Annotated in this window: 24 protein-coding genes and 1 tRNA gene; 11 read left to right on the top strand and 14 right to left on the bottom strand. The window is 71.3% G+C overall.

Annotated features, from left to right (window positions below; genetic code table 11):
- Positions 1-78 precede the first annotated feature (78 nt).
- The 4 genes from hpaD (at position 79) to ASG80_RS09860 (ending at position 3,904) form a co-directional block, all read left to right on the top strand.
- Complete coding sequence (gene hpaD / locus ASG80_RS09875; protein ID WP_056730093.1) at positions 79-1,200, top strand: 3,4-dihydroxyphenylacetate 2,3-dioxygenase; 1,122 nt, start codon at positions 79-81, stop codon at positions 1,198-1,200.
- A 159-nt stretch (positions 1,201-1,359) separates the two neighbouring features.
- Positions 1,360-1,827 carry an FdtA/QdtA family cupin domain-containing protein gene (locus tag ASG80_RS09870; RefSeq protein WP_056730091.1) on the top strand — a complete coding sequence of 156 codons (468 nt, stop codon included), beginning with the start codon at positions 1,360-1,362 and terminating at the stop codon, positions 1,825-1,827.
- A complete protein-coding gene (locus ASG80_RS09865) occupies positions 1,824-3,029 on the top strand; it encodes an FAD-binding oxidoreductase (protein WP_056730089.1) in 1,206 nt (401 codons plus the stop codon). Before ASG80_RS09870 ends, ASG80_RS09865 begins: the two co-directional genes overlap by 4 nt.
- 20 nt (positions 3,030-3,049) lie before the next feature.
- Entirely contained in the window at positions 3,050-3,904 is an 855-nt protein-coding gene (locus ASG80_RS09860; RefSeq protein ID WP_056730087.1) for a glycosyltransferase, read from the top strand.
- Between the two features lie 36 nt (positions 3,905-3,940).
- On the opposite strand, the gene ASG80_RS09855 is transcribed toward ASG80_RS09860, so the two are convergent.
- The 4 genes from ASG80_RS09855 to ASG80_RS09840 form a co-directional block, all read right to left on the bottom strand.
- The gene (locus tag ASG80_RS09855; RefSeq protein ID WP_235508261.1) at positions 3,941-4,741 is read right to left on the bottom strand and encodes an alpha/beta fold hydrolase; all 801 of its coding nucleotides are present in this window, start codon (positions 4,739-4,741) and stop codon (positions 3,941-3,943) included.
- Positions 4,738-5,340, bottom strand: coding sequence for an isochorismatase family protein (locus ASG80_RS09850; RefSeq protein ID WP_056730085.1), 603 nt, complete (start codon positions 5,338-5,340; stop codon positions 4,738-4,740). Before ASG80_RS09850 ends, ASG80_RS09855 begins: the two co-directional genes overlap by 4 nt.
- A 127-nt stretch (positions 5,341-5,467) precedes the next feature.
- The gene (locus tag ASG80_RS09845; protein ID WP_235508260.1) at positions 5,468-6,979 is read right to left on the bottom strand and encodes a D-alanyl-D-alanine carboxypeptidase/D-alanyl-D-alanine-endopeptidase; all 1,512 of its coding nucleotides are present in this window, start codon (positions 6,977-6,979) and stop codon (positions 5,468-5,470) included.
- A gap of 84 nt (positions 6,980-7,063) precedes the next feature.
- Positions 7,064-8,047, bottom strand: a complete 984-nt coding sequence (locus ASG80_RS09840; protein WP_056730083.1) for a Gfo/Idh/MocA family protein — start codon at positions 8,045-8,047, stop codon at positions 7,064-7,066.
- Positions 8,048-8,177: 130 nt separating this feature from the next.
- On the opposite strand from ASG80_RS09840, the gene ASG80_RS09835 reads away from it, so the two are divergent.
- On the top strand, positions 8,178-9,035 hold the full coding sequence (locus tag ASG80_RS09835; RefSeq protein WP_056730081.1) for an SGNH/GDSL hydrolase family protein: 858 nt from the start codon (positions 8,178-8,180) through the stop codon (positions 9,033-9,035).
- A gap of 349 nt (positions 9,036-9,384) precedes the next feature.
- Here ASG80_RS09835 and ASG80_RS09830 read toward each other — a convergent pair.
- The 5 genes from ASG80_RS09830 to topA all read right to left on the bottom strand — a co-directional run bounded on the left by ASG80_RS09830 (position 9,385) and on the right by topA (position 15,758).
- Positions 9,385-9,457: transfer RNA gene (locus tag ASG80_RS09830), tRNA-Thr, on the bottom strand.
- A gap of 80 nt (positions 9,458-9,537) precedes the next feature.
- Positions 9,538-11,103 carry an alpha/beta hydrolase gene (locus ASG80_RS09825; RefSeq protein ID WP_056730079.1) on the bottom strand — a complete coding sequence of 522 codons (1,566 nt, stop codon included), beginning with the start codon at positions 11,101-11,103 and terminating at the stop codon, positions 9,538-9,540.
- Complete coding sequence (locus ASG80_RS09820; RefSeq protein ID WP_056730077.1) at positions 11,100-12,266, bottom strand: DNA polymerase III subunit delta'; 1,167 nt, start codon at positions 12,264-12,266, stop codon at positions 11,100-11,102. Before ASG80_RS09820 ends, ASG80_RS09825 begins: the two co-directional genes overlap by 4 nt.
- Before the next feature lie 43 nt (positions 12,267-12,309).
- Positions 12,310-12,930: a dTMP kinase gene (tmk, locus tag ASG80_RS09815; protein WP_056730075.1), complete on the bottom strand. Its 621-nt coding sequence runs from the start codon at positions 12,928-12,930 to the stop codon at positions 12,310-12,312.
- Positions 12,927-15,758 (bottom strand): type I DNA topoisomerase, encoded by a 2,832-nt coding sequence (gene topA / locus ASG80_RS09810; RefSeq protein WP_156401764.1) that lies wholly within the window; start codon positions 15,756-15,758, stop codon positions 12,927-12,929. The genes tmk and topA overlap by 4 nt, the downstream gene beginning before the upstream one ends.
- Positions 15,759-15,959: 201 nt before the next feature.
- Here topA and ASG80_RS09805 point away from each other — a divergent pair, with 201 nt between their 5' ends.
- From ASG80_RS09805 to ASG80_RS09780, 6 genes are all read left to right on the top strand, one after another.
- Positions 15,960-16,196 carry a hypothetical protein gene (locus ASG80_RS09805; protein WP_056730074.1) on the top strand — a complete coding sequence of 79 codons (237 nt, stop codon included), beginning with the start codon at positions 15,960-15,962 and terminating at the stop codon, positions 16,194-16,196.
- A 174-nt stretch (positions 16,197-16,370) separates the two neighbouring features.
- Positions 16,371-18,173, top strand: coding sequence for an acetate--CoA ligase (acsA, locus tag ASG80_RS09800; protein ID WP_056730072.1), 1,803 nt, complete (start codon positions 16,371-16,373; stop codon positions 18,171-18,173).
- Positions 18,170-19,171, top strand: coding sequence for a pyruvate dehydrogenase (acetyl-transferring) E1 component subunit alpha (gene pdhA, locus ASG80_RS09795; RefSeq protein ID WP_235508259.1), 1,002 nt, complete (start codon positions 18,170-18,172; stop codon positions 19,169-19,171). Before acsA ends, pdhA begins: the two co-directional genes overlap by 4 nt.
- The gene (locus ASG80_RS09790) at positions 19,168-20,148 is read left to right on the top strand and encodes an alpha-ketoacid dehydrogenase subunit beta (RefSeq protein ID WP_056730070.1); all 981 of its coding nucleotides are present in this window, start codon (positions 19,168-19,170) and stop codon (positions 20,146-20,148) included. Before pdhA ends, ASG80_RS09790 begins: the two co-directional genes overlap by 4 nt.
- Entirely contained in the window at positions 20,141-21,625 is a 1,485-nt protein-coding gene (locus tag ASG80_RS09785) for a dihydrolipoamide acetyltransferase family protein (RefSeq protein WP_056730068.1), read from the top strand. Before ASG80_RS09790 ends, ASG80_RS09785 begins: the two co-directional genes overlap by 8 nt.
- Positions 21,622-21,864, top strand: coding sequence for an acyl carrier protein (locus tag ASG80_RS09780; protein WP_056730065.1), 243 nt, complete (start codon positions 21,622-21,624; stop codon positions 21,862-21,864). The genes ASG80_RS09785 and ASG80_RS09780 overlap by 4 nt, the downstream gene beginning before the upstream one ends.
- Before the next feature lie 42 nt (positions 21,865-21,906).
- Here ASG80_RS09780 and ASG80_RS09775 read toward each other — a convergent pair whose 3' ends face one another.
- The 5 genes from ASG80_RS09775 to ASG80_RS09755 all read right to left on the bottom strand — a co-directional run bounded on the left by ASG80_RS09775 (position 21,907) and on the right by ASG80_RS09755 (position 25,137).
- Positions 21,907-22,317: an Rv3654c family TadE-like protein gene (locus tag ASG80_RS09775; protein WP_082590181.1), complete on the bottom strand. Its 411-nt coding sequence runs from the start codon at positions 22,315-22,317 to the stop codon at positions 21,907-21,909.
- Entirely contained in the window at positions 22,317-22,625 is a 309-nt protein-coding gene (locus ASG80_RS09770; RefSeq protein WP_235508258.1) for a TadE family type IV pilus minor pilin, read from the bottom strand. Before ASG80_RS09770 ends, ASG80_RS09775 begins: the two co-directional genes overlap by 1 nt.
- A 16-nt stretch (positions 22,626-22,641) precedes the next feature.
- On the bottom strand, positions 22,642-22,923 hold the full coding sequence (locus ASG80_RS09765) for a DUF4244 domain-containing protein (RefSeq protein ID WP_056730062.1): 282 nt from the start codon (positions 22,921-22,923) through the stop codon (positions 22,642-22,644).
- A 61-nt stretch (positions 22,924-22,984) separates the two neighbouring features.
- Positions 22,985-23,965 (bottom strand): type II secretion system F family protein, encoded by a 981-nt coding sequence (locus ASG80_RS09760; protein ID WP_162256619.1) that lies wholly within the window; start codon positions 23,963-23,965, stop codon positions 22,985-22,987.
- A 38-nt stretch (positions 23,966-24,003) separates the two neighbouring features.
- Positions 24,004-25,137 carry a TadA family conjugal transfer-associated ATPase gene (locus ASG80_RS09755; RefSeq protein ID WP_082590073.1) on the bottom strand — a complete coding sequence of 378 codons (1,134 nt, stop codon included), beginning with the start codon at positions 25,135-25,137 and terminating at the stop codon, positions 24,004-24,006.
- Positions 25,138-25,224 lie beyond the last annotated feature (87 nt).

Below are 25,224 nucleotides of genomic sequence, written 5' to 3'. Positions count from 1 at the left end.
CGCATCCCGTACACCGGGTTTCGAGGCGCCCCTCCGGCGGCTCCTCAACCCGCAGACCACCAGAGCAAGGAAGCTGACATGGAACTCCCCGAACCCACCGTGACCGCCGTCGACCCGATCCCGGCGCCCGCGAACCCGATCCCCACACCGAGCTCCCCCGCGCCCGACGTCGTGCGCTGCGCCTACATGGAGCTCGTCGTCACCGACCTCGCCGTGTCGCGCGCGTTCTACGTCGACGTGCTCGGGCTCGTCGTCACCGAGGAGGACGACGAGGCCGTGTACCTCCGCACGATGGAGGAGTTCATCCACCACAACCTCGTCCTGCGGAAGGGACCGATCGCGGCGGCAGCCGCGTTTGGCTATCGCGTGCGCACACCCGAGGACCTCGACCGTGCCGTCGCGTTCTACGAGGAACTCGGATGCCGCGTCGAGCGTCGCGCCGAGGGGTTCACCCGGGGCATCGGCGACTCGGTGCGCGTGGAGGACCCGCTCGGATTCCCCTACGAGTTCTTCCACGAGGTCGAGCACGTGGAGCGGCTCGCCTGGCGCTACGACCTCCACAGGCCCGGCACGATCGTGCGCCTCGACCACTTCAACCAGGTCACGCCCGATGTGCCGCGCGCGGTGAGGTACATGGAGGACCTCGGCTTCCGGGTCACCGAGGACATCCAGGACGAGGCGGGCACGACCTACGCCGCGTGGATGCGCCGGAAGCCCACCGTGCACGACACGGCCATGACCGGCGGCAACGGCCCTCGCATGCACCACATCGCGTTCGCGACCCACGAGAAGCACAACATCATCGCGATCTGCGACACGCTCGGCGCCCTGCGGATGTCGGACGTGATCGAGCGCGGCCCGGGCCGTCACGGCGTCTCGAACGCGTTCTACCTCTACCTGCGCGACCCCGACGGCCACCGCGTCGAGATCTACACGCAGGACTACTACACGGGCGACCCCGACAATCCCGTCGTCACCTGGGACGTGCACGACAACCAGCGCCGCGACTGGTGGGGCAACCCGGTGGTGCCCAGCTGGTACACGGATGCCTCGCTCGTGCTCGACCTCGACGGCAACCCGCAGCCCGTGGTGGCGCGCACCGACGACTCCGAGATGGAGGTCACGATCGGCGCCGACGGCTTCTCGTACACGCGCAAGGGCGATGAGGAGAAGGGATTCAAGCTCGGCAACACCCTCTGACCCCGCCGAGGTGTCCGGATCTGCCCCCAGTTCCGGGGATAAGAGTCGATTCCCCCACGGCCGAGATGATTGACTTCGTCCTGTGGCGGGCCGATCGGCCCTCCAGCCGTAATCCGTGCCCGAGGGATCGCGCGCGGGGCGAGATCCATGGAGAAGCGAATGGCATCTGTTCCCGAACCGCTCGGCGACCCGTCCGGAGTGGAGGTCGCGGTCGAGCCGGCGGCGGCCCTCCTCGACGGATCGGTGCGCGTCCTCGCGCTCGACCGCATTCGCGACCACCGGGGCTCCCTCACGCCCATGACGTTCGACGACGTCGGCTTCAGCGTCGCACGAACCTTCGTGGTGAGTGCACCACGGGGCGCAGTGCGCGGTGGCCACGGCCATCGACGCGTGCGGCAGGTCCTGTTCCGCGCCACCGGCACGATCGACGTGGACTTCCGTCATCGGGGCGAGCACGCCAGCGTCACGCTCGACGAGGACCGTCCAGCGGTGCTGATCGAAGCCGGCGTCTGGGCGCAGCAGACCTACCTCGACGACGATTCGACGCTCATCGTCTTCGCCGACGGGCCCTACGATCCCAGCGAGTACGTCGACGGCGAGTCCGACGCATCCGTCGTGCGGTCATGACCGGGCGTCGAGTCGCGGTCCTCGGGGCCGGCATCATGGGCAGCTCCGCTGCGATCAGCTTGGCTCGTCGCGGATTCGACGTGACCCTCGTCGACCGCGAAGCGGCGCCCATGGCGGCGACGAGCCGCTGGAACGAGGGCAAGATCCATCTCGGGTACCTCTACGGCGCGGATCCCGCGCTTGCGACGGCACGGCACCTCCTGACCGGTGGCCTGCTGTTCGAAGAGCGGGCCCGGGAACTCACCGGGGATGACCTCGACGGTCACACGACCACCGACGACGACGTCTACCTCGTGCACCGCAATTCCGTGGTCGCACCCGATGCCCTGCGTGCGACCTTCGACGGGGTCAGTGAACTCATCCGGCAGCATCCCGACGCAGGCCGCTACCTCGTGGACCTGTCCGACGCACGGACGACGGAGCTCACGCCGGCTGAATTGAGTGCCGTGGCGGGCGAGGAGATCGTTGCCGGGTTCCGGGTGCCGGAGCGCTCCGTGGACACCGGGTGGTTCGCGGATCGGCTCGCGGGCGCCGTCGCCGCGGAGACGGGCGTGACGCTCCAGCTCGGCAGCACCGTCGTCGCCGTGGAACCGCACGGTCCCGCCGACGGGCGGTGGCGGGTCTCGACCGACAACGGGCTCGACGAGGACTTCGACGTGGTCGTGAACGCGCTCTGGAACGGCCGGCTCCCGATCGACGTCTCCGCCGGCCTCACACCCGAGCCACCATGGACCCACCGCTACCGACTGTGCGTGTTCGCCCGGACACGCACGAGCTGCGACCTGCCGAGCGCCATCGTCACCGTGGGACCGTTCGGGGACGTCAAGAACTACAACGGCAGGGACTTCTACCTCTCGTGGTACCCGGTCGGGCTCGCGGCCGAAGGTGCCGAGCTCGAGCTGGAAGCTCCGGCTCGCCCGGAGGGCCCGGAAGCCGATGCGTTCGTCGACCGCGTCCGCGTCGCGCTCGAGCACGTGATGCCGGGGGTCGGACGGGTGTTCGATGACGCAGAGGCCCTCACCGTCCACGGGGGCTTCGTCTTCGCGCGCGGCACGGGCGCCCTCGACGATCGACGGTCGGGGCTGCACCGCCGCGACCGCTACGGCGTGCAACGCCGCGGAACGTACTACTCGGTGGACACCGGCAAGTACTCCACGGCCCCGTGGCTCGCCCAGGTGCTCGCCACCGAGATCGCCGGCTGAACGCCGCAGGAAGGAAGTTCATGCAGGCACGGGAGCAGCCCCCGCTCGTCACCGCGCTGGTGCCCACGTACAACGGCGCCGGCTTCATCATGAGGACCCTCGACAGCCTCGCCGCCCAGACGTGGCCGCACATCGAGATCCTCGTCGGGGACGACCGGTCGACCGACGACACGCTGGAGGTGGTGCGCCGATTCGCCGCCGATCATCCCAACACCCGGATCGTGGAACGCGACACCAATCTCGGGTGGCTGCGCAACTCGAACGACCTCATGGCACGTGCCGAGGGCGATCTGATGTTCTTCGCGTTCCACGACGACGTCGTCGCACCGACCTATGTCGAGGAACTCGTGGGGGCGCTGGGAACGAACGAGCGAGCCGTCCTGGCCTTCAGTGACATGCACGTCCACGAGCTCGACGGCACGGCGAGGCTTCACGTGTTCGACACGCTGGAGGGACTCGAGTCCAGCCTCCAGCGCGGCCGCGTCATGATCCGCCGCCCCGAGAACTGGTGGGTGCCGAATCGGGGACTCTTCCGCTCCTCTGCGTTCGCCGAGGTCGGCGGAATCCATCCGAACGAGAAGGGCGAGTACTCCGCCGACTGGACCTGGCTGGTCGCGCTCTCCCTGATCGGGGAGTTCGTTCGCGTGCCCGAGGCGCTCTGCACGAAGTACTACACGGCGGGGAGTCTCTCCAAGCGGTGGCCGCACGACGACGCCCAACTCCTGGCGCTGCGACGGTCCGGCATCGCCGAGATCAGGCGCAGCACCCTCGACCCGGTACGGAAAGTCATTCTGACGAGCTACCTCTGGCGTCGTGTCCTCGGCAGCCGTCTGCCGAACAGGGTGAAACGAACGCTCCGCCGCCTCGGCTTGTGACCGCGGCGCGCGCCTGCGCGGTCATGGCCTGACGCGTCACTCCTCGGACGCCGCCGACTTCTCGGCGAGGAACGCGATCGCCGCGTCCTTGAACGCGCGCGCGGTGAGCGTCGACACGTGGTCGCGGCCAGGGATCGTGACGAGGTCGCTGTCCCACTCGAGCGCGAGCTCCCGCACTCCGGCAGGCACGGGATCGGCCTCGCCCGCGACGAACAGGGTCGGGATGTCGCCGGGGATCGACAGCGGCGAACCCGACACGCCCTCGATGCACGCGAGCATCGCCTCGCGGTCGGCGCCCGCCGCGATCGCCGGACGCAGCACCTGCTCGATGACCGGGTTGTGCGACGGCTCGTCGCGGAGCAGCACCCCGCGCGCCTCCTCGAGGTCCCACGACGCGAAGAGCTCGATCGGCCCGGCCCCCCCGATCACGACCCGCCGCACCCGCTCGGGCGCCAGCGTCGCGAACCCCGACACCACGCGATTGCCCATCGAGTAGCCGATGACGTCGACTTGGTCGACCCCTGCCGAATCGAGCACCGCGAGCAGGTCGCCGCCGAGGCGTTCGGGCGCGTACGCGTCGGCGTCGATGGGCTTGTCGCTCTCGCCGTGCCCGCGGAGGTCGACGGTGATCACGGACCGATGAGCACTGCTGAGCGCCTGCACCCAGCCCGTGCCCTCCCACGTCACCGAGGCATTCGACGCGAACCCGTGCACGAGCAGCACGGGCGGCGACGCGGCATCCGCCTCACCGCTACTGTGTACGCGATAGGCGATGAGCACGCCGTCATGGCTCTCGGCGAACAGGGTCGGCGTGCGACCCTGCCCCGTGCTGCTCAACGCGTCGCCCCGTCGAGCACGCTCGACTCGGTGATCTCGGCGCCCGCGTGGCCGAGCTCGGCGAGCGCAGCCTCCGACGTCTCGGCGGCGACGCCGGCGACGAGGTCGGTGAACACGCGCACGTGCTGGCCGTGCTCGAGCGCGTCGAGCACGCTCGCCCGCACGCAGTAGTCGGTGGCGAGGCCGACGACGTCGATGTCCGTGATGCCGTGCGACGCGAGCACCTCGCTGATCTTCGCGCCCGCGTCATCCGTGCCCTCGTAGATCGAGTAGGCCGGCACGCCCTGCCCCTTGCGGATATGCACGTGCACGCCCGAGGTGTCGAGGTCGGCGTGGTACTCCGCGCCCGGCGTGCCGGCGACGCAGTGGGCCGGCCACGTCTCGACGAAGTCGGGCTCGGCATCGACCGCGAAATGCCCGCCGTTGTCGTCATCGGGCGTGTGCCAGTCGCGGGATGCGACGACGACGGTGTAGTCGCCGCCGTGCCGCCCGAGGAGCTCGGTCACTCCAGCGGCGACCGCCGCTCCCCCCTCGACGGCGAGCGCGCCGCCCTCGGTGAAGTCGTTCTGCACGTCGATGATGAACAGGGCCCGGGTCATGGCTCGCTCCTTCGCTCGTCGGGCTCGCGACGTCGTTCGGTCGCGTCCGCTCCCATTCTTCCAGTCCGGAGCCGAACGTCCACCGGTCGGGGCGTCGCGGCTGCCGGTCGTCGGGCCGCAGCGGCCGTCACTGGTTGGAGAGGTTGTCCCCGCAGAGGAAGAAGCCCGTCGTGAGCGTATCGATGGCCTGCTTGGCGTCGTCCGACACGTCGCCGAGCGCATAGATCGCGAAGGTGAGAGTCGAGCCGTCCTGCGCGCGCACCACTCCCGAGAGCGTGTATCCAGTCTCGATCCAGCCGGTCTTCGCAGACACGGCACCGGCGGCCACCGCGTTGTCACCGGCGAAGCGATCGCTGTACGACAGCGAGCCGCGCTGCCCCGAAACGGGCAGCCCGTCCATGATGACGCCCAGGTTGGCCTCGCGGGCGTTGATCTTCACGAACAGTCGGGTGAGGTACGACGGCGGGACCGCGTTGTTGTCGCTCAGCCCCGAGCCGTCGACGACGGTGATGCCCGTCGTGTCGATGCCGTACGCCGCGAGCCCCTGCAGCACCCCCGCATTGATCGCGCCGAAGGTGTTGCCGGTGCCCGCCTTGATCGCGACGAGGCGCGCGAGCATCTCGGCGACCGTGTTGTCGGAGACCACGAGGGCCTTGTCGACGAGCTGCGCCGCGGTGGGCGAGGAGACCTGCCCGAGCTGCTGTGCGTCCGCCGGGGCGGTGCCGCGCTCGATGACCGAGATACCGCCGAGCTCGGACGCGAACGCGTCGCCCGCTCGCCCGATCGGGTCGCCGCTGCGCCACGAGGTGTTCGCGCCGGGGTCGTCGCGGTCGCCGTCGACCTGCAGCGCGGTGACGTTCGACATGTAGCCGTCCTCGCGCTCCACGAGGTCCCAGCTCGGCTCCCACTCGTCGCCGCCGAACAGGCTCGCGTCGAGCACGAGCTTGGTGAGCGGTGGATTCGAGGGGTCCGCATCCCAGGCCGCGCGCACCTGCGCGGCGAGGTCGTCGAGGTGCGCCGCGCCCGGATACACGGTCTCCGTGCCGCTGGGGGTGCGCGAGAGGGTGACGTCGCCGCCGCCCACGAGCACGGCCGAACCGGGCTCGGATCCCTTCACCACGGTCGTCGTGGCGCGATAGTCGGGGCCGAGCACCGAGAGGGCCGCCGCCGAGGTGAGCACCTTCATGACGCTGGCGGTGCGCGATGGCGTCGTGCCGCCGCGGTCGTAGAGGACCTCGCCGGTCGACGCGTTCACGACCTGCGCCTGGAGGTTCGCGAGCCGCCCGTCGGCCGCACGGTCGGCCACCGAGCACGTTCGGATGCGGCTCGCCGCCACCGCGGCCGCGGGCGCCGGGCGCGCGGGCTCGGCGGTGGGCGTCGGGGTCGACGTGGCGGCGACCGTCTCGGCATCGCCGCCGCCCGCGACGGCGGAGCCGGCGAACACGGCTCCCGTGCCGAGCAGGGCGAGTGCGAGCACCCCGCCCGTGATCGAGAGCGCCAGCCGGTGCGTGCGGGCGAAGGCGGCGACGGATGCCCCGAAGCCCGAACCGCCGGCGGCGGTGGCCGTGTCGCCAGTGGGGTCGCCTGCTGGGTCGCCGGGCGTCGTGGGGTCGCCCGCGGCATCCGTCTCGTCGATCACCCGGAGGATTGTACGCGGCCCCGCGGAGCGGAACCTGACCGTCGTCCGAACGCCGGCTGGGCGCGCGCCAGCGCCCGCCGCGGGTCATTCGCCCGGGTAGCGCAGCCCGATCTGCTCGCGGATCGTGTCGAGCGTACCCATGATCGCGACGGACTCGTCGATCGGGAGCAGGTCGCCTCGGAGATTGCCCTCGGCCACCAGCCGCTCGACGGCCTCGGCCTGGAAGTGCATGCCGCGACCCGTCACCTCGGAGCGGAACTCCTCCACCACGGTGCCGTCGGCCGCCACGACTCGGAAGCTGGTCGGCGTGTACCACACAGGGTCGATCTCGATTCGGCCGAGGGTACCGAGCACCGCGGCCGTGTTCGGCCCGAGGGCGTCGCTCGCGGACAGCATCGACGCGATCCCGCCCCCGTCGTACGCGAAGAGGTTGGCGATCTGCGCGTCGGCGCCCGTCTCCTTGAACGTCGCCGTGGACTGGATCGTGAGCGGGGCGCCGAAGAGGTCCCACGAGAACGACACCGGGTAGATGCCGAGGTCGAGCAACGCGCCGCCGCCCAACTCCAGGGCGTTGATGCGGTGCTTCGGGTCGTCGGGGAGTTTCTGGGTGTGGTCGACGATGAGGGTGCGCACGTCGCCGAGCGTGCCCTCGGCGATGAGCTCCCGGACCCGGGCCATGTGCGGCAGGTACCTGGTCCACATCGCCTCGAGCGCGAGCAGGCCCCGCTCTGCGGCGAGGTCGGCGATCTCCTGCGCCTCGCGGGCGTTCACCGCGAACGGCTTCTCGACGAGCACGTGCTTGCCCGCCTCGAGCACGAGGCGCGCGTTGCCGGCGTGCAGCGGATGCGGCGTCGAGACGTACACCACGTCGACCTCGGGGTCGGCGACGAGTGCCTCGTAGCTGCCATGGGCGTCGGGGATGTCGAACTCGGACGCGAACGCATCGGCCGACGCCTGCGAGCGCGAGCCCACCGCCTGCACCGTGAACCCGTTCAGCTTCAGGTCGTTCGTGAACGCGTGGGCGATGCCGCCCGTCGCGAGGATGCCCCAGCGCAGTCGATCGGTCATGGCGCAAGCCTATTGCCACGAACCGTTCCGCCATGTGCCGCACCGCCCTGGCGGGGGCGCCTCGCCGCGCGCGCGAGCACCCCTGTTCTGGGATGCTGTGCGATCCTCAAGTTCGGTCTATCGTGTGCCCATGACGGTCTCATTCCGAACGAAGGGCCGCGCATTCGGCATCGCCGCCGCGGTCGTGGCTGCACTCCTCGCGGTGCCGCTCGGCGTCGCCGGGGCGGCATCGGCCTCACCATTGAACGTGACGCGGCTCGTCACGCTCGGTGACTCCATCGCTGCCGGGCAGGGCGGCGGCGCCATCCTCGACGCGTGCGCGCGCACCGACGGCGGCTACGGCTCGCAGCTCGATGCAGAGCCGCAGCTCAACCTGCTGCGCAACGCCGCATGCACCGGCGCGAGCATCGCCGATGTCGGGTTGCAGCTCGGCGAGATCAACAATGGAACGAATCTCGTGACCATCACCGTCGGCGCGAACGATGTCGGCATCGACGCCGTCTACGCGGCATGCTCGGCGGCCGTGACCGACCCGTCCTACATCGCGGTGTGCAACGGCGCTCTGACGGCGACCACGGCGGCGATTCCTGGGCTGGTCGCCCCCCTCGCCGGGCTGATCGGCGATGCTGCCGAGCGGTCGCCTCGCGCGATCATCGTCGTCACGGGATATCCCCATTTGCTCGATCCGGTGCCTGCGGAACTCCAGCCGTTCTACCCCGAGCTCACTGCCCTCGTCGGCGCGATCAACAGCACGACGGATGCACTCAACCTCGCCATCTTCACCGCGGTGGCGACCGCGGCCGGCAGCAACGTCGACGTGCTGTACAGCGACGTGATCGTGGCGTTCGCGGGCCACGGCGTGCAGCTTGTGCCCGGTGTTCCGAGCGATCCGTGGTTCGGCCTCGCGCCTGGCACCCCTGGGTACCTGCACCCGACGTTCGACGGCTACACCGGCTACTCAGAATCGATTCTCGCGACGCTGGGATAGCGCCGAGGCGGACGCGGCGGCAATGGATAGCGCCATGACTCGCGCTCCTCGTCGCCCGGTTCGTCCGACCACTCAACAGTGATCGTGGAGTCGGTCGTGCCCATCGTGCGTACAGCCATGAAGGTCGTCGCCTCGCCCGTGCGGAGCTGGTCCCTTGCCGCCCACTCGCCGCGTTTGTGAACGGACTCGTGGGCGCTGACCTGCACGTTGTACGCGGTGGCGTCGCCGAGCGGTCTGACACATTCGCGCAGCGGCGCGGAGGGGTTCAGGAGGGGATATCTCTCCATCCCCACTCAACGGCAGAAGCCCGGAACCCACGCGATCTGCGTAATTCCGGGCTTCTCTTCGGAGCCGCCTGTGGGAATCGAACCCACGACCTTCTCATTACGAGTGAGACGCTCTGCCGACTGAGCTAAGGCGGCGTGGCATCCGGTCTCGCCTCGGCGATCCGGCTGGCACGAGAGTCTATGTTAGCGGGTTTCGCAGGCGGCGATGACCAGGGTCAGCACATGGGATCGCTCGCGGGCACTGCTCCGTCGATGAGGAATGCCTCGACGGCATCATTCACGCACGAGTTGGACTTGTTGTAGGCGGTGTGCCCCTCGCCGTCGTAGCTCACGAGCACGCCGCTGTCGAGCTGGTCGGCGAGTGCGACGGCCCACTCGTAGGGGGTCGCGGGGTCGCCGGTGGTGCCGACCACGAGGATCGGTGCGGCGCCGGCGGCGTGGATCTCCGCGCGCTCGCGGTCGCTCTGGTAGGGCCAGTCGACGCAGCTGAGATCGCCATAGCCGAAGTACGGCCCGATCGTGGGCGCGGCCTGCGCGATGGCGGCCGCCTTCTCGCGCATGACGCCGACATCGGCCTGGTAGGCGTAGTCGAGGCAGTTGATCGCGCGGAACGACTCGGTGGAGTTGTCGCGATACGTGCCGTCCTCGTTGCGGCCGTTGTAGCCGTCGGCGAAGGAGAGCGCCAGGTCGGCCTCGCCGAACGTGACCGATTCGAACATCTGGCTGAGGTACGGCCAGGACTCGGGGCTGTACAGCGGGTAGATGATCGCCGTGAGCAGGGTGTCGGCACCCACCATGCGGCCGTCGGTGCCGCGCAACGGGCTGGCGTCGACCGAGGCGAGCAGCCGGCCGACCTCGTCCATGGACGCGTCGACGGAGCCGTCGAACGGGCAGTCGGTGCCCGTGAGGCAGTCCTCGAGGTAGGCACGGAGCGCCTGTTCGAAGCCGACGGCCTGGGCCTGGGTCACCTCGGCGTCGCTCGACGACGGGTCGATCGCCCCGTCGAGCACGAGCCGGCCGACCTTGTCGGGGTACAGCTCCGCGTACGTCGCACCGAGGAAGGTGCCGTACGAGTAGCCGAGGTAGTTGAGCTGCTCATCGCCGAGGATGGCGCGGAGCAGGTCGAGGTCGCGCGCGGCGCTCACGGTGTCGACCTGCCCGAGCAGGTCGCCGGTCTTCTCGGCGCACGCCTCACCGAAGTCGGCGGCAGCCGACCCGACGAGGTCGATCCACTCGTCGCTGCCACGCTCGGCCGGCACGATGCCGTAGAGGTAGTCGTCCATCTGGGCGTCGTCGTAGCAGGCCACCGCCGATGAGCGGCCGACACCGCGGGGGTCGAACCCGACCACGTCGTAGCGCTCCTGCAGCGGAGGGCCGACGGCGTAATCGAGCGAATCGGCGATGAACTCGTAGCCCGAGCCGCCGGGACCGCCCGGGTTGACGAGGAGCGAGCCGATGCGGTCGCCTGTCGCGACGTGGCGCACGAGCGCGAGCTCGATCTCGCCCTCGTCGGGATGCTCCCAGTCGAGCGGGGCCGTCGCGGTGGCGCAGCCGAGCTCCTCGCCGCACTCCTCCCATTCGAGCACCTGCGAGTAGAAGGGACGGAGGTCTTCGGCGACGTCCTCGCCGGTGGGCGTCGAGACCGGCTTCGCCGGGCTCAGGATCGACGGCACACAGCCCGTGAGCGCGAGCAGGGCGGCGAGCGCCACCCCGGCGATGCCCAGCCGGCGTGCGCGCGGCATCCGGCCGGCCCTGTTGCTCGTGCTGCGAATGCCGGTCATGCGGCTCCCCGTTCGGTCGTGGTGCGGACGGCGCTGACGAGCATCGCCTCGAGCGCGAGCGCCGGTTGCACGTTGCCCTCGATGCGCTCGCGGGCCTCCTGGATCGCGTCGAGCGTCGCGAGCGTGCGCGCGGGCGTCGCGGATGCCGCAGCCCGGCGCATCGGCTCGAGGAGCTCGCGGTTCACGAGCTCGACGTTCGCGGCGAGCTGGATGAGCAGGATGTCGCGGTACAGGGAGGCGAGGTCGACGAGGATGCGGTCGATGCCGTCGCGGAGGCTGCGCGTCGCCCGGCGCTTCTGGTCGTCTTCGAGCGCCTTCAGCTGCGGTCGCAGCGCCGGTGGCACCGCCTGGCCGGGCGCCAGGCCGAGCGAGTGCAGCGCGTGCGCACGCTCTTCGGCGTCGCGGAGCTCGGTGATGGCCTTCGCATCGTCGCCTGCGATCTCGAGGAACCTCGCCGCGGTGGCGACGGCCGTCGCGGCCGAGCGCACCTCAAGGGCGAGCCGCAGGGTCTCGGCGCGACGCTGCCTGGCCTCCTCGCTCGTGGCGAGCCGGTGCGCCATGCCGATGTGGCACTGCGCCTCGCGCGCCGAACGTTCGGCGAGCTCGGCATCGACGCCGTCGCGTCGCACGAGGAGCGCCGCGACCTCGGCGACCGTGGGCATCTGCAGGCGCACGGTGCGCACGCGGGAGCGGATCGTGGGGATGAGGTCGGCCTCGCTCGGCGCGCAGAGGATCCACACCGTGCGGTCGGGCGGCTCCTCGAGCTCCTTCAGGAGGAAGTTCGAGGTCTGCTCGGTCATGCGGTCGGCGTCCTCGACGATGATGACGCGGTGGCGCCCGACCGAGGGCGCGTAGTGCGAGCGCCTCACGATCTCGCGCACGTCGTCGCGCTTGATGATGACGCCCTCGGTGGCGAGCACGTGGAGGTCGGGGTGACTGCGCGCCTCCACCTGGATGCGGGTGGGATCGTCGCCGTCGGCGTGGCCGGCGATGAGCGCGGTCGCGAACGCGTAGGCGAGGTTGGACCGGCCGGACCCGGGCGGACCGGTGATGAGCCACGAGTGCGTCATCTGCTGCGACGACGCCCCGCCTGCGGCCTCGGCGGCGGCGCGGAACACGGCGATCGCCGGCTCCTGCCCCGTCAGCTCGCTCCACACGCTCACGTGTCCACGCTACCTTCCGCCGCCGACCGTGTGCCCGTCGCGCTCAGAGCAGCGAGGCGACGCGGGCGCGGATGAGGGCGGCGATCTCGTCGACCGGTCGTGCCGCGTCCACGACGAGGAAGCGGTCGGGCTCCGCGTCCGCGAGGGTCAGGTAGGCGGCTCGCACCCGGTCGTGGAACTCGGATGCCTCGGCCTCGAGCCGGTCGTATCGCGTGCGCGCTTCGTCGAGGCGGCCGCGTGCGGCATCCGCATCGAGGTCGAGCAGGACGGTCAGGTCGGGCAGGAGGCCCTCGGTGGCCCACTCGGAGATGCCGCGCACGGCTTCGGAGTCGAGCACCCGCCCTGCGCCCTGGTACGCGACGGATGAGTCGATGTAACGGTCCTGGATCACGACCTCGCCGCGGGCGAGGGCCGGCCGCACCACCGTGGCGACGTGGTGCGCGCGGTCGGCTGCGTAGAGCAGCGCCTCGGCCCGCGGCGCGATGTCGCCGCGATGGTGCAGCACGATCTCGCGCACCTCGACGCCCACCTCGGTGCCGCCGGGCTCGCGTGTGCGCACGACGGTGCGCCCCCCGGTCGCGAGCCACTCGCGCAGGAGCTCCGCCTGCGTGGTCTTGCCCGAGCCGTCGCCACCCTCCAAGGTGATGAAGACGCCGCGGCTCACGCGTTGCTCTTCTTGGCCGGCGCCTTCTTCGCTGGGGCCTTCTTCGCCGTCGTGGACCGAGTGGTCGTGCGCGTCGCGCGCGGTGCGGCCGGGCCCTTGTCGCGCTTGAGCTGCAGCAGCTCGACAGCCCGCTCGAACGTGATGTCCTCGACGGACTCGGCGCGCGGGATCGTCGCGTTCGTGGTGCCGTCGGTGACGTACGGCCCGAAGCGGCCGTCCTTCACCTTGATCGGCTTGCCGCTCACCGGGTCGCTGTCGAATTCCTTGAGCGCGCTCGACGCGCGACGCGCACCGTACTTGGGCTGTGCGAAGAGCTCGAGCGCGCCCGGAAGGTCGATCTCGAAGATCGCATCCTCGCTCGGCAGGGTGCGCGTGTCGGCGCCCTTCTTGAGGTACGGCCCGTACCGGCCGTTCTGCGCGCTGATCTCCTCGCCGGACTCAGGGTCGAGGCCGACGACTCTCGGCAGGTCGAGCAGCTGCAGCGCGGTGTGAAGGTCGATCTCCTCGATCTGCATGCTCTTGAAGAGGGACGCGGTGCGCGGCTTCGGGGCGGCGGCCTTCTTCGCGCCGCGCTTCGGCTTGGGCGCCTCGACGACCTCGCCGGTGACGGAATCGACGGCGCCGTCCTGAGCCTGTCGAAGGGATGCCGCAGCCTCCTCGGGCTCGGGCTCCACCTCGGTCACATAGGGACCGAACCGCCCGTCCTTCACGACCACCAGCTTGCCGTTGTCGGGGTTCTCGCCGAGCACGCGGTCGGTCTGCACCGGCGCCTCGATGAGCTCCCGCGCCTTGGCCTCGGTGAGCTCGTCGGGTGCGAGGTCGGCGGGAAGGTTGACCCGGCGCGGCGGCGCGTCGGGAGCGGCATCCGGGTCGATCGTCTCGAGGTAGGGGCCGTACTTGCCGATGCGCAGCGTGATGTCGGACGCGATCCGCACCGAGTTGATCTCGCGGGCATCGATCTCACCGAGATTGTCGACGACCTGCCGGAGCCCGCGGTGCCTGTCTGAGCCGAAGTAGAAGCTCGAGAGCCAGTCGACCCGGTCGGCCTCACCCGCGGCGATGTGGTCGAGGTCGTCCTCCATCTCTGCGGTGAAGTCGTACTCGACGAGGTCGCCGAAGTGCTCCTCGAGGAGCCGCACCACCGAGAACGCCACCCAGCTGGGCACGAGCGCCTGGCCGCGCTGCGTGACGTAGCCGCGGTCGAGGATGGTGGAGATGATCGACGCGAACGTCGAGGGACGGCCGATGCCGAGCTCCTCCAGGCGCTTCACGAGGCTCGCCTCGGTGTAGCGCGGCGGCGGACTGGTCTCGTGGCCCTTCGCCTCGAGGTCGACGAGGCCGACGGTCTGGCCCTCCTTCAGCGGCGGCAGCTTGGCCTCGCCGGGGGCGTCGTCGGCGTTCCGCTCCTCGTCGTGGCCCTCCTCGTAGGCGGCGAGGAAGCCGCGGAAGGTGATGACCGTGCCGCTCGCGGTGAACTCGGCGATCGTGCCGGAGAGGTTCACGGATGCCTCGGCGGGCGCCGCGGCATCCGGTGCCGTCGGACCGACCGCGATCGTGACCGTGGCGGTTTGGCCCTTCGCGTCGGCCATCTGCGAGGCGACCGTGCGCTTCCAGATGAGGTCGTACACCCTGAACTCGCTGCCCCTCAGCACGCTCTGGAGCTCCGACGGCGTACGGAAGATCTCGCCGGAGGGGCGGATGGCCTCGTGCGCCTCCTGCGCGTTCTTCGACTTGCCGGTGTAGAGGCGGGGCTTGTCGGGGATCGAGTCGGCGCCGTACAGCTTCGTCGCCTGCGTCCTGGCCGCCGTGATCGCCTGCTGCGAGAGCGAGACGGAGTCGGTGCGCATATAGGTGATGTAGCCGTTCTCGTAGAGCGACTGCGCCACGCGCATCGTGTCACGAGCGGAGAGCCGGAGCTTGCGGGCGGACTCCTGCTGGAGGGTCGACGTGGTGAACGGGGCCGCCGGACGGCGGGAGTACGGCTTCGACTCCACCTTCGACACGGTGCGAGCGACGCCGTCGGCGCGCAGCGCGTGCACGAGCGCCTCGGCAACGCGCTCGTCGAGCACGACCGCCTTGCCCTTCAGTCGCCCGGCGTCGTCGAAGTCGCGGCCCGTCGCCACGCGCTCGCCGCCGAGACGCACGAGGCGCGCCTCGAACGACTGCGCGTCGGCGCCCGCGGCGGGGTCACCGGAGAACCGGCCGACGAGGTCCCAGTAGCCGGCAGCGACGAAGGCGAGCCGCTCGCGCTCGCGGTCGACCACGAGTCGGGTCGCGGCGGACTGCACGCGTCCGGCCGACAGGCCGGGCCCGACCTTGCGCCAGAGCACCGGCGAGACCTCGTAGCCGTAGAGGCGGTCGAGGATGCGCCGTGTCTCCTGCGCGTCGACGAGCGCGGTGTCGAGCTCGCGGGTGTTGTCCTTCGCCTTCTCGATGGCGTCCTTCGTGATCTCGTGGAAGACCATCCGTCGCACGGGCACCTTGGGCTTGAGCTCCTGCAGCAGGTGCCACGCGATGGCCTCGCCCTCGCGGTCCTCATCGGTGGCGAGCAGGAGTTCGTCGGCGTCCTTGAGGGCGCGCTTCAGTTCGGCGACCGTTTTCTTCTTCGCGTCGGAGACCACGTAGTACGGCTCGAAGCCGTGCTCGACGTCCACGGAGAACTTGCCGAGCGAGCCCTTCTTCAGCTCGGCGGGGAGGTTCTTCGGCTCGATGAGGTCACGGATGTGTCCGACCGAGGACAGCACCTGGTAGCCGTCGCCCAGGTACTGGGCGATCGACTTCATCTTGGTCGGCGACTCCACGATGACCAACTTCTTCGCGCCTGACACCAGACTCCTCTTGTTCCGTGATTGGGAGAACGCATATCCGAGCCGCGCCCCCGAGCGGTGTGCCGATCGGCGGATCGGACCGCCGACAGGCACACCATACACACACTCACCGTGAGTGCACCCACTCGGCCACGCGAAATGGGGGTCGGGCGGGGCCGGAAGTCCCTTGCAGTTCGCGGGGCGCGGAGGAGAATTGGCGGCATGGATACCTCTTCCGCGAGCTCGTACACGGCGAAACTGATCGACGGTCCGCTCGAGGGGAAGACGGTCGCGACCGCCTTCCTCGAGAGCGGTGATCCTCGGCCGCGGCTCGAGCTCAGCGCCGACAAGGGCAAGCACTACATCTACACGCGGGGCGCCGGCCTCGAGTTCAGCGCGGACGACGACGACCGCCCCACGGCCGTCGAATACCGCTTCGTCGAGACCGTCTTCGACTGATCGCGTCGGGCCGCGGCGGTTCGTCACCGTTCGTCCCGCCCGAGCGGTCCCGGCCGGCTGCACCAACAGGCGCCGGTCGTCGACCCGGCATGCGTCGGCGCCACCCGATCGAGGGAGCCACGGGACGAACGGCCCACGGCATGCAGCCTCGTCCGGCCTAGGCTCTGGGTCATCATGAAGGCCACGACGCCGTCATCGACCCGGTGGCCCACGATCTCCAAGGACATCGCGGCCCTTCCCGTGAGGCCGAACCTCGCCGACTACGACGAGGCGTGCGCCGCGTTCACCTGGGACGAGGCTCGCGGCGGGCTCTCGGGCCTGCCGGGCGGCGGCGTGAACATCGCCCACGAGGCCGTGGACCGCCACGGGGCGGGCGCGCTGGCCGACCGGGAGGCGCTCCGGTTCGTGCGTGCCGACGGCACGACCCGCTCGCTCAGCTACGCGGAACTCGCCGAGGAGACGGGCCGGTTCGCCAGCGTGCTGCGCGGGTTGGGGGTGCAGCGCGGGGAGCGCGTGTTCTCACTCGTCGGACGCATGCCCGCCCTGTACGTCGCCGTCCTCGGGACCCTGAAGCACGCGGCCGTCTTCTGCCCGCTGTTCTCCGCCTTCGGTCCCGAACCCGTGCGGCAGCGGTTGCAGCTCGGCGGCGGACGCGTGCTCATCACGACGCGGGCGCTCTATCGCAGGAAGGTCGCGCCGATCAGGGCCGAGCTGCCGGACCTGCGGCACGTGCTGCTCATCGACGCCGACGACGAGCCCGAGCCCGGCACGCTCGACCTCGCAGCGCTCCTCGATGACGCACCGCCGTACGGCGAGATCGCCGCGACAGGCCCCGAGGACATGGCGCTGCTGCACTTCACGAGCGGTACCACCGGGAAGCCCAAGGGCGCGATCCACGTGCACGACGCCGTCACCGCCCACTACGCGACCGGACGGTTCGCGCTCGACCTGCACCCCGACGACGTCTACTGGTGCACGGCCGACCCGGGCTGGGTGACCGGCACCTCGTACGGCATAATCGCTCCGCTCGTGCACGGCGTGACGACCATCGTCGACGAGGAGGAGATGGATGCGGACCGCTGGTACCGGATCCTCGCCGAACAGCGGGTCACCGTCTGGTACACGGCTCCCACGGCGCTGCGCATGCTCATGAAGGCCGGTGCGGAGCGGGCCGGCGGCCACGACCTTTCGGCCCTGCGGTTCGTGGCGAGCGTCGGCGAGCCGCTCAACCCCGAGGTCGTCGTCTGGGGGCAGGAGGCGTTCGGCCTTCCCGTGCACGACAACTGGTGGCAGACCGAGACCGGCGGGATCATGATCTCGAACTACCCGGCGATGGACATCCGGCCCGGCTCGATGGGACGCCCGTTGCCGGGCATCGAGGCGGCGATCGTCGCACGCGACGAGACGGGGGCGCCTCTGCTGCGCGACGGCGAGATCGTGCTCGTCACCGATCCCGATGCCATGGGCGAGCTCGCCCTCAGGCCCGGCTGGCCCTCGATGTTCCGCGGCTACCTCAACGAGGAGGAGCGGTACCGGAAGTGCTTCGTCGGGGGCTGGTACCTCACCGGCGATCTCGCAAGGCGCGACGACGACGGCTACTACTGGTTCGTCGGCCGCGGTGACGACGTCATCAAGTCGTCTGGCCACCTCATCGGCCCCTTCGAGGTGGAGAGCTCCCTCATGGAGCACGACGCCGTCGCCGAGGCCGGCGTGATCGGCGTCCCCGACCCCGTCGCCGGTGAGGTCGTGAAGGCATTCGTGGAGCTGAAGCCCGGCTACGAGGCATCCGACGCCCTGCGCCTCGAGATCATCGGCTTCGCCCGGAAGCGGCTCGGCGCCGCCGTCGCCCCGCGCCTGCTCGACTTCACGACCGCCCTGCCGAAGACCCGCAGCGGGAAGATCCTCCGCCGCCTGCTCAAGGCCCGCGAGCTCGGGCTGCCCGAGGGCGACACGTCCACGCTGGAGGTGGGACGGTGACCGAGGACGAGACGGCACAGGCGATTGCGGCAGATCCCGAGCACGTGCGGGGACTCCTCCGCCAGATGCTGCGGGTGCGGCGCCTCGAGGAGGAATGCGTCGAGCTGTACAGCGCGTCGAAGATCCGCGGGTTCCTGCACGTCTACATCGGCGAGGAGGCGGTCGCCGCCGGGGTCATGTCGGTGCTCGCGGCCGATGATGCGGTGGTCGCCACCTATCGCGAGCACGGGCACGCATTGCTCCGCGGCGTCCCGGCGACCGCCATCATGGCCGAGATGTACGGGCACGCCGAGGGATGCTGCCGTGGTCGCGGCGGGTCGATGCACCTCTTCGACGCCGGCACGCGCTTCTACGGCGGCAACGCCATCGTCGCGGGCGGCCTGCCGCTCGCGGTCGGGCTGGCGCTCGCCGACAAGATGGCCGGCCGCCACCGGGTGACCGTGTGCTTCTTCGGGGAGGGCGCCGTCGCGGAGGGCGAGTTCCATGAGAGCCTCAACCTGGCCGCGCTCTGGGACCTGCCCGTGCTGTTCTGCTGCGAGAACAACCTCTACGCCATGGGCACCGCCCTCGAGCGGTCGGAGTCCCAGACCGACATCGCACTCAAGGCGGCCGTCTACGAGGTCTCGGCGTGGGCGGTGGACGGCATGGACGTGCTCGCCGTCGAGGAGGCCGCGCGCCGCGCCGTCGACGCCGTGCGCGGCGGTGGGGGCCCGCACTTCCTCGAGCTGCGCACGTACCGCTTCCGGGCCCACTCGATGTTCGACCCGGAGCGATACCGGGAGAAGGCCGAGGTCGAGCGGTGGATGAAGCGCGACCCCATCGTGCTGTTGCGCAGCGCCCTCGAGGCATCCGGAGCCCTCTCGAGCGACCAGTGGGAGGCGCTCGAGCAGGAGGTCGCCGCCGAGGTCCGGGACGCTGTCGCCTTCGCGGAGGCAGGCACGCTCGAGCCGGTCGAGGAACTCACGCGGTTCGTGTACAGCGAGCGGTCACCGCGATGAAGACGACGTACCGCGAAGCGATCCGGGCCGCGATCCGCGACGCGATGCAGCGCGACGAACGGGTGTTCCTCATGGGCGAGGACGTGGGGCGGTACGGTGGCGGATTCGCCGTGAGCCTCGGACTGCTCGAAGAGTTCGGGCCGAGGCGCATCCGGGACACGCCGCTGTCCGAGGCCGGGTTCGTGGGCGCGGGCATCGGCGCCGCGCTCGGCGGCATGCGGCCGATCGTCGAGATCATGACGGTCAACTTCAGCCTGCTCGCCCTCGACCAGATCGTGAACAACGCCGCGACCCTCCTGCACATGTCGGGCGGCCAGTTCAACGTGCCCATCGTGATCCGCATGACGACGGGCGGCGGACGCCAGCTCGCCGCGCAGCACTCGCACAGCCTCGAGGGCTGGATCGCGCACATCCCGGGCCTGCGCGTGCTCGCCCCCGCGACCCTCGAGGATGCGCGTGGCATGCTGTGGACGGCGCTGGAGGACCCCGACCCCGTGCTCATCTTCGAGCACGGCTCGCTCTACAACGTCGCCGGCGAGCTCGCCGACGATGCCGGCGCCGTCGACACCGACACCGCCGCCGTGCGCCGCGCCGGGGCGGATGTGTCGCTCATCACCTACGGCGGGACGCTGCCGACGGTGCTCGAGGCTGCGGAAGCCCTCGCGAACGACGACATCGACGCGGAGGTGCTCGACCTTCGCACGCTTCGCCCGCTCGACGACGACGCCATCGTCGCGACGGTCGAGAAGACCCATCGTGCCGTCGTCATCGACGAGGGATGGCGCAGCGGCGGCATCTCCGCCGAGCTGAGCGCGCGGATCACCGAGAACGCGTTCTTCGACCTGGATGCCCCCGTCGCACGCGTCTGCAGCGAAGAGGTCCCCGTACCGTACGCCAAGCACCTCGAACGGGCCGCCCTGCCCTCGGTCGAGCGGATCGTCGCCGCGGCCCGGGAGGCGGTGGGCGCACGTGGGTGAATTCCGGATGCCCTCGCTCGGCGCCGACATGGAGCGGGGCAAGGTGATCGAGTGGCTCGTGAAGCCCGGCGACTACGTGCACCGCGGCGACATCCTCGCCGCGGTCGACACCGAGAAGACCGTCATGGAGGTCGAATCGTTCGAGGAGGGCGTCGTCGCCGAGTACCTCGTCGACCTCGGCGTGACCGTGCCCGTTGGCACCCCGATCGCGCGCATCACGGGCACGCCCGCCGACGTCGTGGCCGCCGGGCCCCCTGCTGCAGGCGCCCCGTCTCGCCCGACGCCCCCTCCGGCACCCGCGCCGACCGCACCGCCGACGCCTGCGGCCGAGCGGGTCGCCCCGGTGCCCGCGCCGAAGCCGGCGGAGGCACCAGAGCCGTCGGCGCCCCTCACCCCTCCGATCCGGCATCTCGCGCACCAATTCGGCGTCGACGTCGATCGGCTCCACGGAACCGGGAAGCACGGGGCGATCACGCGAGCCGACGTCGAGGCGGCGGCCGCCCAACGCGCAGCGCCGTCTGCCGTACCCGGCCACGGGCCCGAGGGCCGGGTCCGTTCGTCTCCGCGGGCTCGGCGGCTCGCCGCTGAGCTCGGCGTGGATCTCGCGAGCGTCAGCGGCACCGGCCCGGGAGGCGCCGTCACCGAGGCCGACCTCCGGCGGGAGGCGGCCGCACGCGGGCCGGCGCCCGAGGTGGGCGCGGCGTCGGTCGGGGTCGAGTCCGTGCAGGCCGAAGCCGTCGCCGCTGCGCCCGCCACGCGCGCGCCGGTCGAATCCCGTCCCGGCGGCACCGCGACGTCAGAGGCGGCGGAGCGCGTCGCAGGCCTGCGGAGGGCCATCGGCTCGCTCATGGCCCGCTCGAAGCGGGAGATCCCGCACTACTACCTCAGCACGACGATCGACCTGAGCTCCGCCGTCGCCTGGATGCAGCAGGCGAACGCCGATCGGCCGATCTCATCGCGACTCGTTCCCGCTGCGCTGCTCCTCGCAGCGTCGGCGCGGGCCGCGAAGGACGTGCCGGGCCTCAACGGGTTCTTCGTCGACGGGGTGTTCCAGCAGAGCACGGCCGTGCACCTCGGTGTCGCCGTCGCGCTCCGAGGGGGCGGCCTCGTCGCGCCCGCGATCCACGACGCGGACACCCTGACCTCCGACGAGTTGATGGCGCGGCTGCGCGACCTCGTCGCGCGCGCACGAGGCGGACGCCTGCAGCGCGCGGAGATGGCCGATCCGACGATCACGGTGACGAACCTCGGCGAGCTGGGTGCCGAGGCGGTCTTCGGCGTGATCTACCCGCCACAGGTCGCCCTGGTCGGCTTCGGCCGCGTCGTCGAGCGGCCGTGGGCCCAGGACGGGATGCTCGGGGTGCGCCCCGTGGTCACCGCCACGCTGTCCGCGGATCACCGCGCCAGCGACGGGCTGCGCGGTGGGCGATTTCTCGCGCGCGTCGACGAGTTGCTGCAGAAGCCGGAGGACCTATGAACGAGCAGGATGCCCGCGCGGCCGTACTGGCGGCGATCGGCGAAGTGGCGCCCGATGTCGAGACCGAGGGGCTCGACGGTGCGGCCCGCCTGCGCCAGGACCTCGAACTCGACTCCCTCGACTTCCTGCGCCTGCTCGAGGTGGTCGCAGAGTCGACCGGGGTGAACACCCCCGAGGACGACTACGCCGGGCTGACGACGGTGCAGAGCCTCGTCGACTATGTCGCCGCCTACGGCTGAGCCGCTCCCGCTCGCGGTGCCTGCGCGGCCCCGGCGCTGGGTTCACCCCGCGTAGCCGGGTGGTCCGGCTCGAGCCCTGGCGCCGAGGTCCATCCCCAGCGACGACACCACCACGCCGACCGTGACCACCGCGCCATCCGTCTGACATGACGTCAGGGCCGCGCCGTTTCGCCCTGCGACCTGACGGGCGAGCTCGCAGGCGACACCTGGCACGAGGCCCGAGATCGCGTCGGCGGCGGCGAGTGCCGCAGCATCCGCGGCGTTCGCTGCGCGCTGGGAAGCGACGAACGTCGTGGCGATCGGAACGACCATCGCGGTGAGCGCAACGACCGCACCCACGATGCCGACGGCGAGCACGGATGCCGCACCCCGATCCCCGTCGCCGAGCACGCGCCCGGGCCGCCGGACCCGGGCGGCCGCTGGTGCTCGGCGGGAGGTCGGCGTGCGGGCCATCAGTGCCCGCCCGCGACCGCGCACGATTCGGCCTGCAGCTCGATCGCCGCCAGGAGTCCCTGCCCGGGCGCCCGCAGCGTGGCGCACACGAACAGCCCGTCCTCGACGACGGCGAGCGAGGCACCGCCCGAGACACGATCGGCGATCGCGTCGGCTTCGGCGGTGGACTCGCCGCGGCCCAGCGCGCGGGCGGCGTCGGCGGCGGCATCCGTGAGGCGCACGTGCTCTGCGACGAGCTGGACGGACGCGAGGCACGCGGCGAGCACGAGCGCGATCGCGGGCAGCGCGACGGCGAACTCGGCCGTCACGCTGCCCCGATCCCGGTCATCCCACCGTGAGCGCATTCCGCACGAGGTCGGTGAGGATTCCGCGCACCTCGTCGCCGCGCAGGATGATGACGAGGAGGCCCGCGAAACCGACCGCCGCCATCGTGGCGACGGCGTACTCGGCGGTGGCGGCGCCGCGCTCTCCGGCGACGCGTCGCCACACGCGCCGGAGTCGCCGCGCCGCCGCCTGGCGAGCCGACGGTCGAGGACCGTCGTCGTCCGCGTCGGGCCTGTGGGCTGGGTCGACGCGCGGCGGCACGTCGATGGCATGGAGCTGCATGGTGGTGTTCCTTCCTGTTGCGCCGGCGGACCGGCGGGTGGGCGGCACGAGTCGGGTGGCGTCATACGGCACCGCCGAGGGTGGCCGAGACGACGGAGACGAGCAGCGGCACGACGCCGAGCAGCACGAACGCCGGGAGCACGCAGGCGCCGAGCGGCAGCATGAGCCGCACCCCGAGCGCCGCAGCTCGGGCGGCGCCCTCGGCTCGGGCGAGCCGCCGCAACCGGGCGGCCTCCGCGCGGAGGAGCTCGGCGACCGGGGCACCCGCACGGGCGGCCATCTCGATCACCTCGCCGGAGGCGCGACCGTCGGACGCTCCCGCCCCGTTCTGCTCGAGCGCAGTGCAGACCAGTCGGCGCGCACGTTCGACGGAGGCGCCACCGGACATGGCGATCGCGAGGAGCTCGAGTTCGAGCCCCTCATCGGCATCCGATCGCGTCGCTCGTTCGGTCAGCGACCTGCTCCACTGTCGGCCCGCCCAGAGGAGGCCGGCGCCCGCCACCACGCACGCGAGGCCGATGGGGTTGCCGATGAGCACGGAGAAGGTGTCGAAGCCGAGCACCGCACCGAACAGCACGGCGATGAACGGCAGTGCGAGGACCAGCCGGGCGCTTGCGATCGGCCCCGCGAGCGCGCTCCGCACCTCGCGTCGAAGCTGCGCCTCATCGCGGAGCGCGGAACCGAGCTCGCGGAGACTCGTTGCGAGCGGGGCGCCCGAAGCGGAGGCGACCTCCCACGCCGCAGCCACGACGGCCCAATGGCCGGACGAGCTGGGGGCGGCTCGCCGGGCCGCGGTGATGGCGGACGAGACCGGTCGCCCCACGGCGGCGGCCGATGCGGCCGCGTCACGGACGAGGTCGTCATCGGTCGGGACCGCGTGGGCCGCGCTCGACGTGGAGACCGCACCCGCGTGCGTCCACACCGCCGAAGCAGGCACGCCGGCGGTGAGCAGGACGGCGAGCCGTTCCGCGAGTGCGGCGATCGCGTCGACCTCCGCGGCGGGATCGGGGCGTCGCCGCACGAGCCGTTCGCGAATCTGCAACCAGGGCCGCCGGTGCCCCGGATCGCGCGATCGCCGGCTCACAGCCCCACCACGCACAGCCGACCGTCGCGCACCTCGAACCGCCCGATCTCGGCGAGACGCCGGCGCCCGTCGACACGCTCGACGTGGAGCACGAGGTCGAACGCGCTCACGGTCTGCCTGGCCACCGCATCGGTGCCCAAGCCGGCCGTGGCCCCGAGCGCCTCGAGTCGGGCGGGCACGTCGGCGAGCGAGTTCGCGTGCAGCGTGCCCGCACCGCCGTCGTGGCCGGTGTTGAGGGCGGCGAGCAGCTCGCGCAACTCCGCGCCGCGGCACTCGCCGACGACGAGACGGTCGGGTCGCATGCGCAGCGCCTCCCTGAGGAGCGCATCGAGGCCGAGTCGTCCGGTGCCCTCGAGGTTCGCCTGCCTCGCCTCGAGCGAGACGACGTGCGGGTGGGCGACGGTGAGCTCGGCCACGTCCTCGATGAGGACGATGCGCTCGCGCTCGGACGCCTCTGCGAGGAGGGCGGCGAGGAGGGTCGTCTTGCCGGCGCCTCCGGCGCCCGTCACGAGCAGGTTCCTGCGGGATGCGACCGCCTCACGCAGCGTCGCCTCCTGTGCGGCGTCGAGCATGCCCGCGCGGGCCAGCGCGGCGAGGGGGAACCCCGCCGCACGCGGCACGCGCACCGAGATCAGCGTGCCGTCGGTCGAGATGGGCGCGAGGACCGCATGCACGCGGATGCCGCGGCCGAGGCGGACATCGACCGCGGGAGTGGCCTCGTCGATGTGGCGCCCGCCGCGGGCGATGAGTCCCACCGCGAGCGCCCGGACCTCAGCCTCGTCGGCCGACCAAGCGGGTTCGTGCTCGGGCCCGGCGCCCCGGTCGATCCAGAGACCCCGTGCGCCGTTGACGAAGAGGTCGGTCACCGGACCGGATGCCGCGAACGGCGCGAGCGGGCCGAGCAGCGAGAGGTCCGCTGTGGGCGGTGCGGCGGTCGCGGGCGGTGCGGCGGTCGCGGGCGCTGCGGGCCCACTCGGCACTGGCGACGGCGCCTCGTTCGGGATCGCCTCGCCGGGGTACGGCAGCACCTCCTGAGCGGTGGATGCCGCGACGATCGCGGTCGGGCGCGAGGGCGCCGCGGCGCGCGACGGCCGCTGCCACGACGGGGTCGCGACGAATGGGATGGTCATGCGACGACCGTAGGCAGCACAGGGAGCCGCGGGACATCCGCTCGGCGCATGATGGGCAAAGAGCCTCCCCCACACCGTTGTGGAGGA

The organism is Agromyces sp. Soil535, from assembly GCF_001428255.1.
In the GTDB taxonomy this organism is placed as follows: Bacteria; Actinomycetota; Actinomycetes; order Actinomycetales; family Microbacteriaceae; genus Agromyces.
Note: the sequence above shows the minus strand (reverse complement) of the source record. Positions and strands in the feature narration are given on the sequence as shown.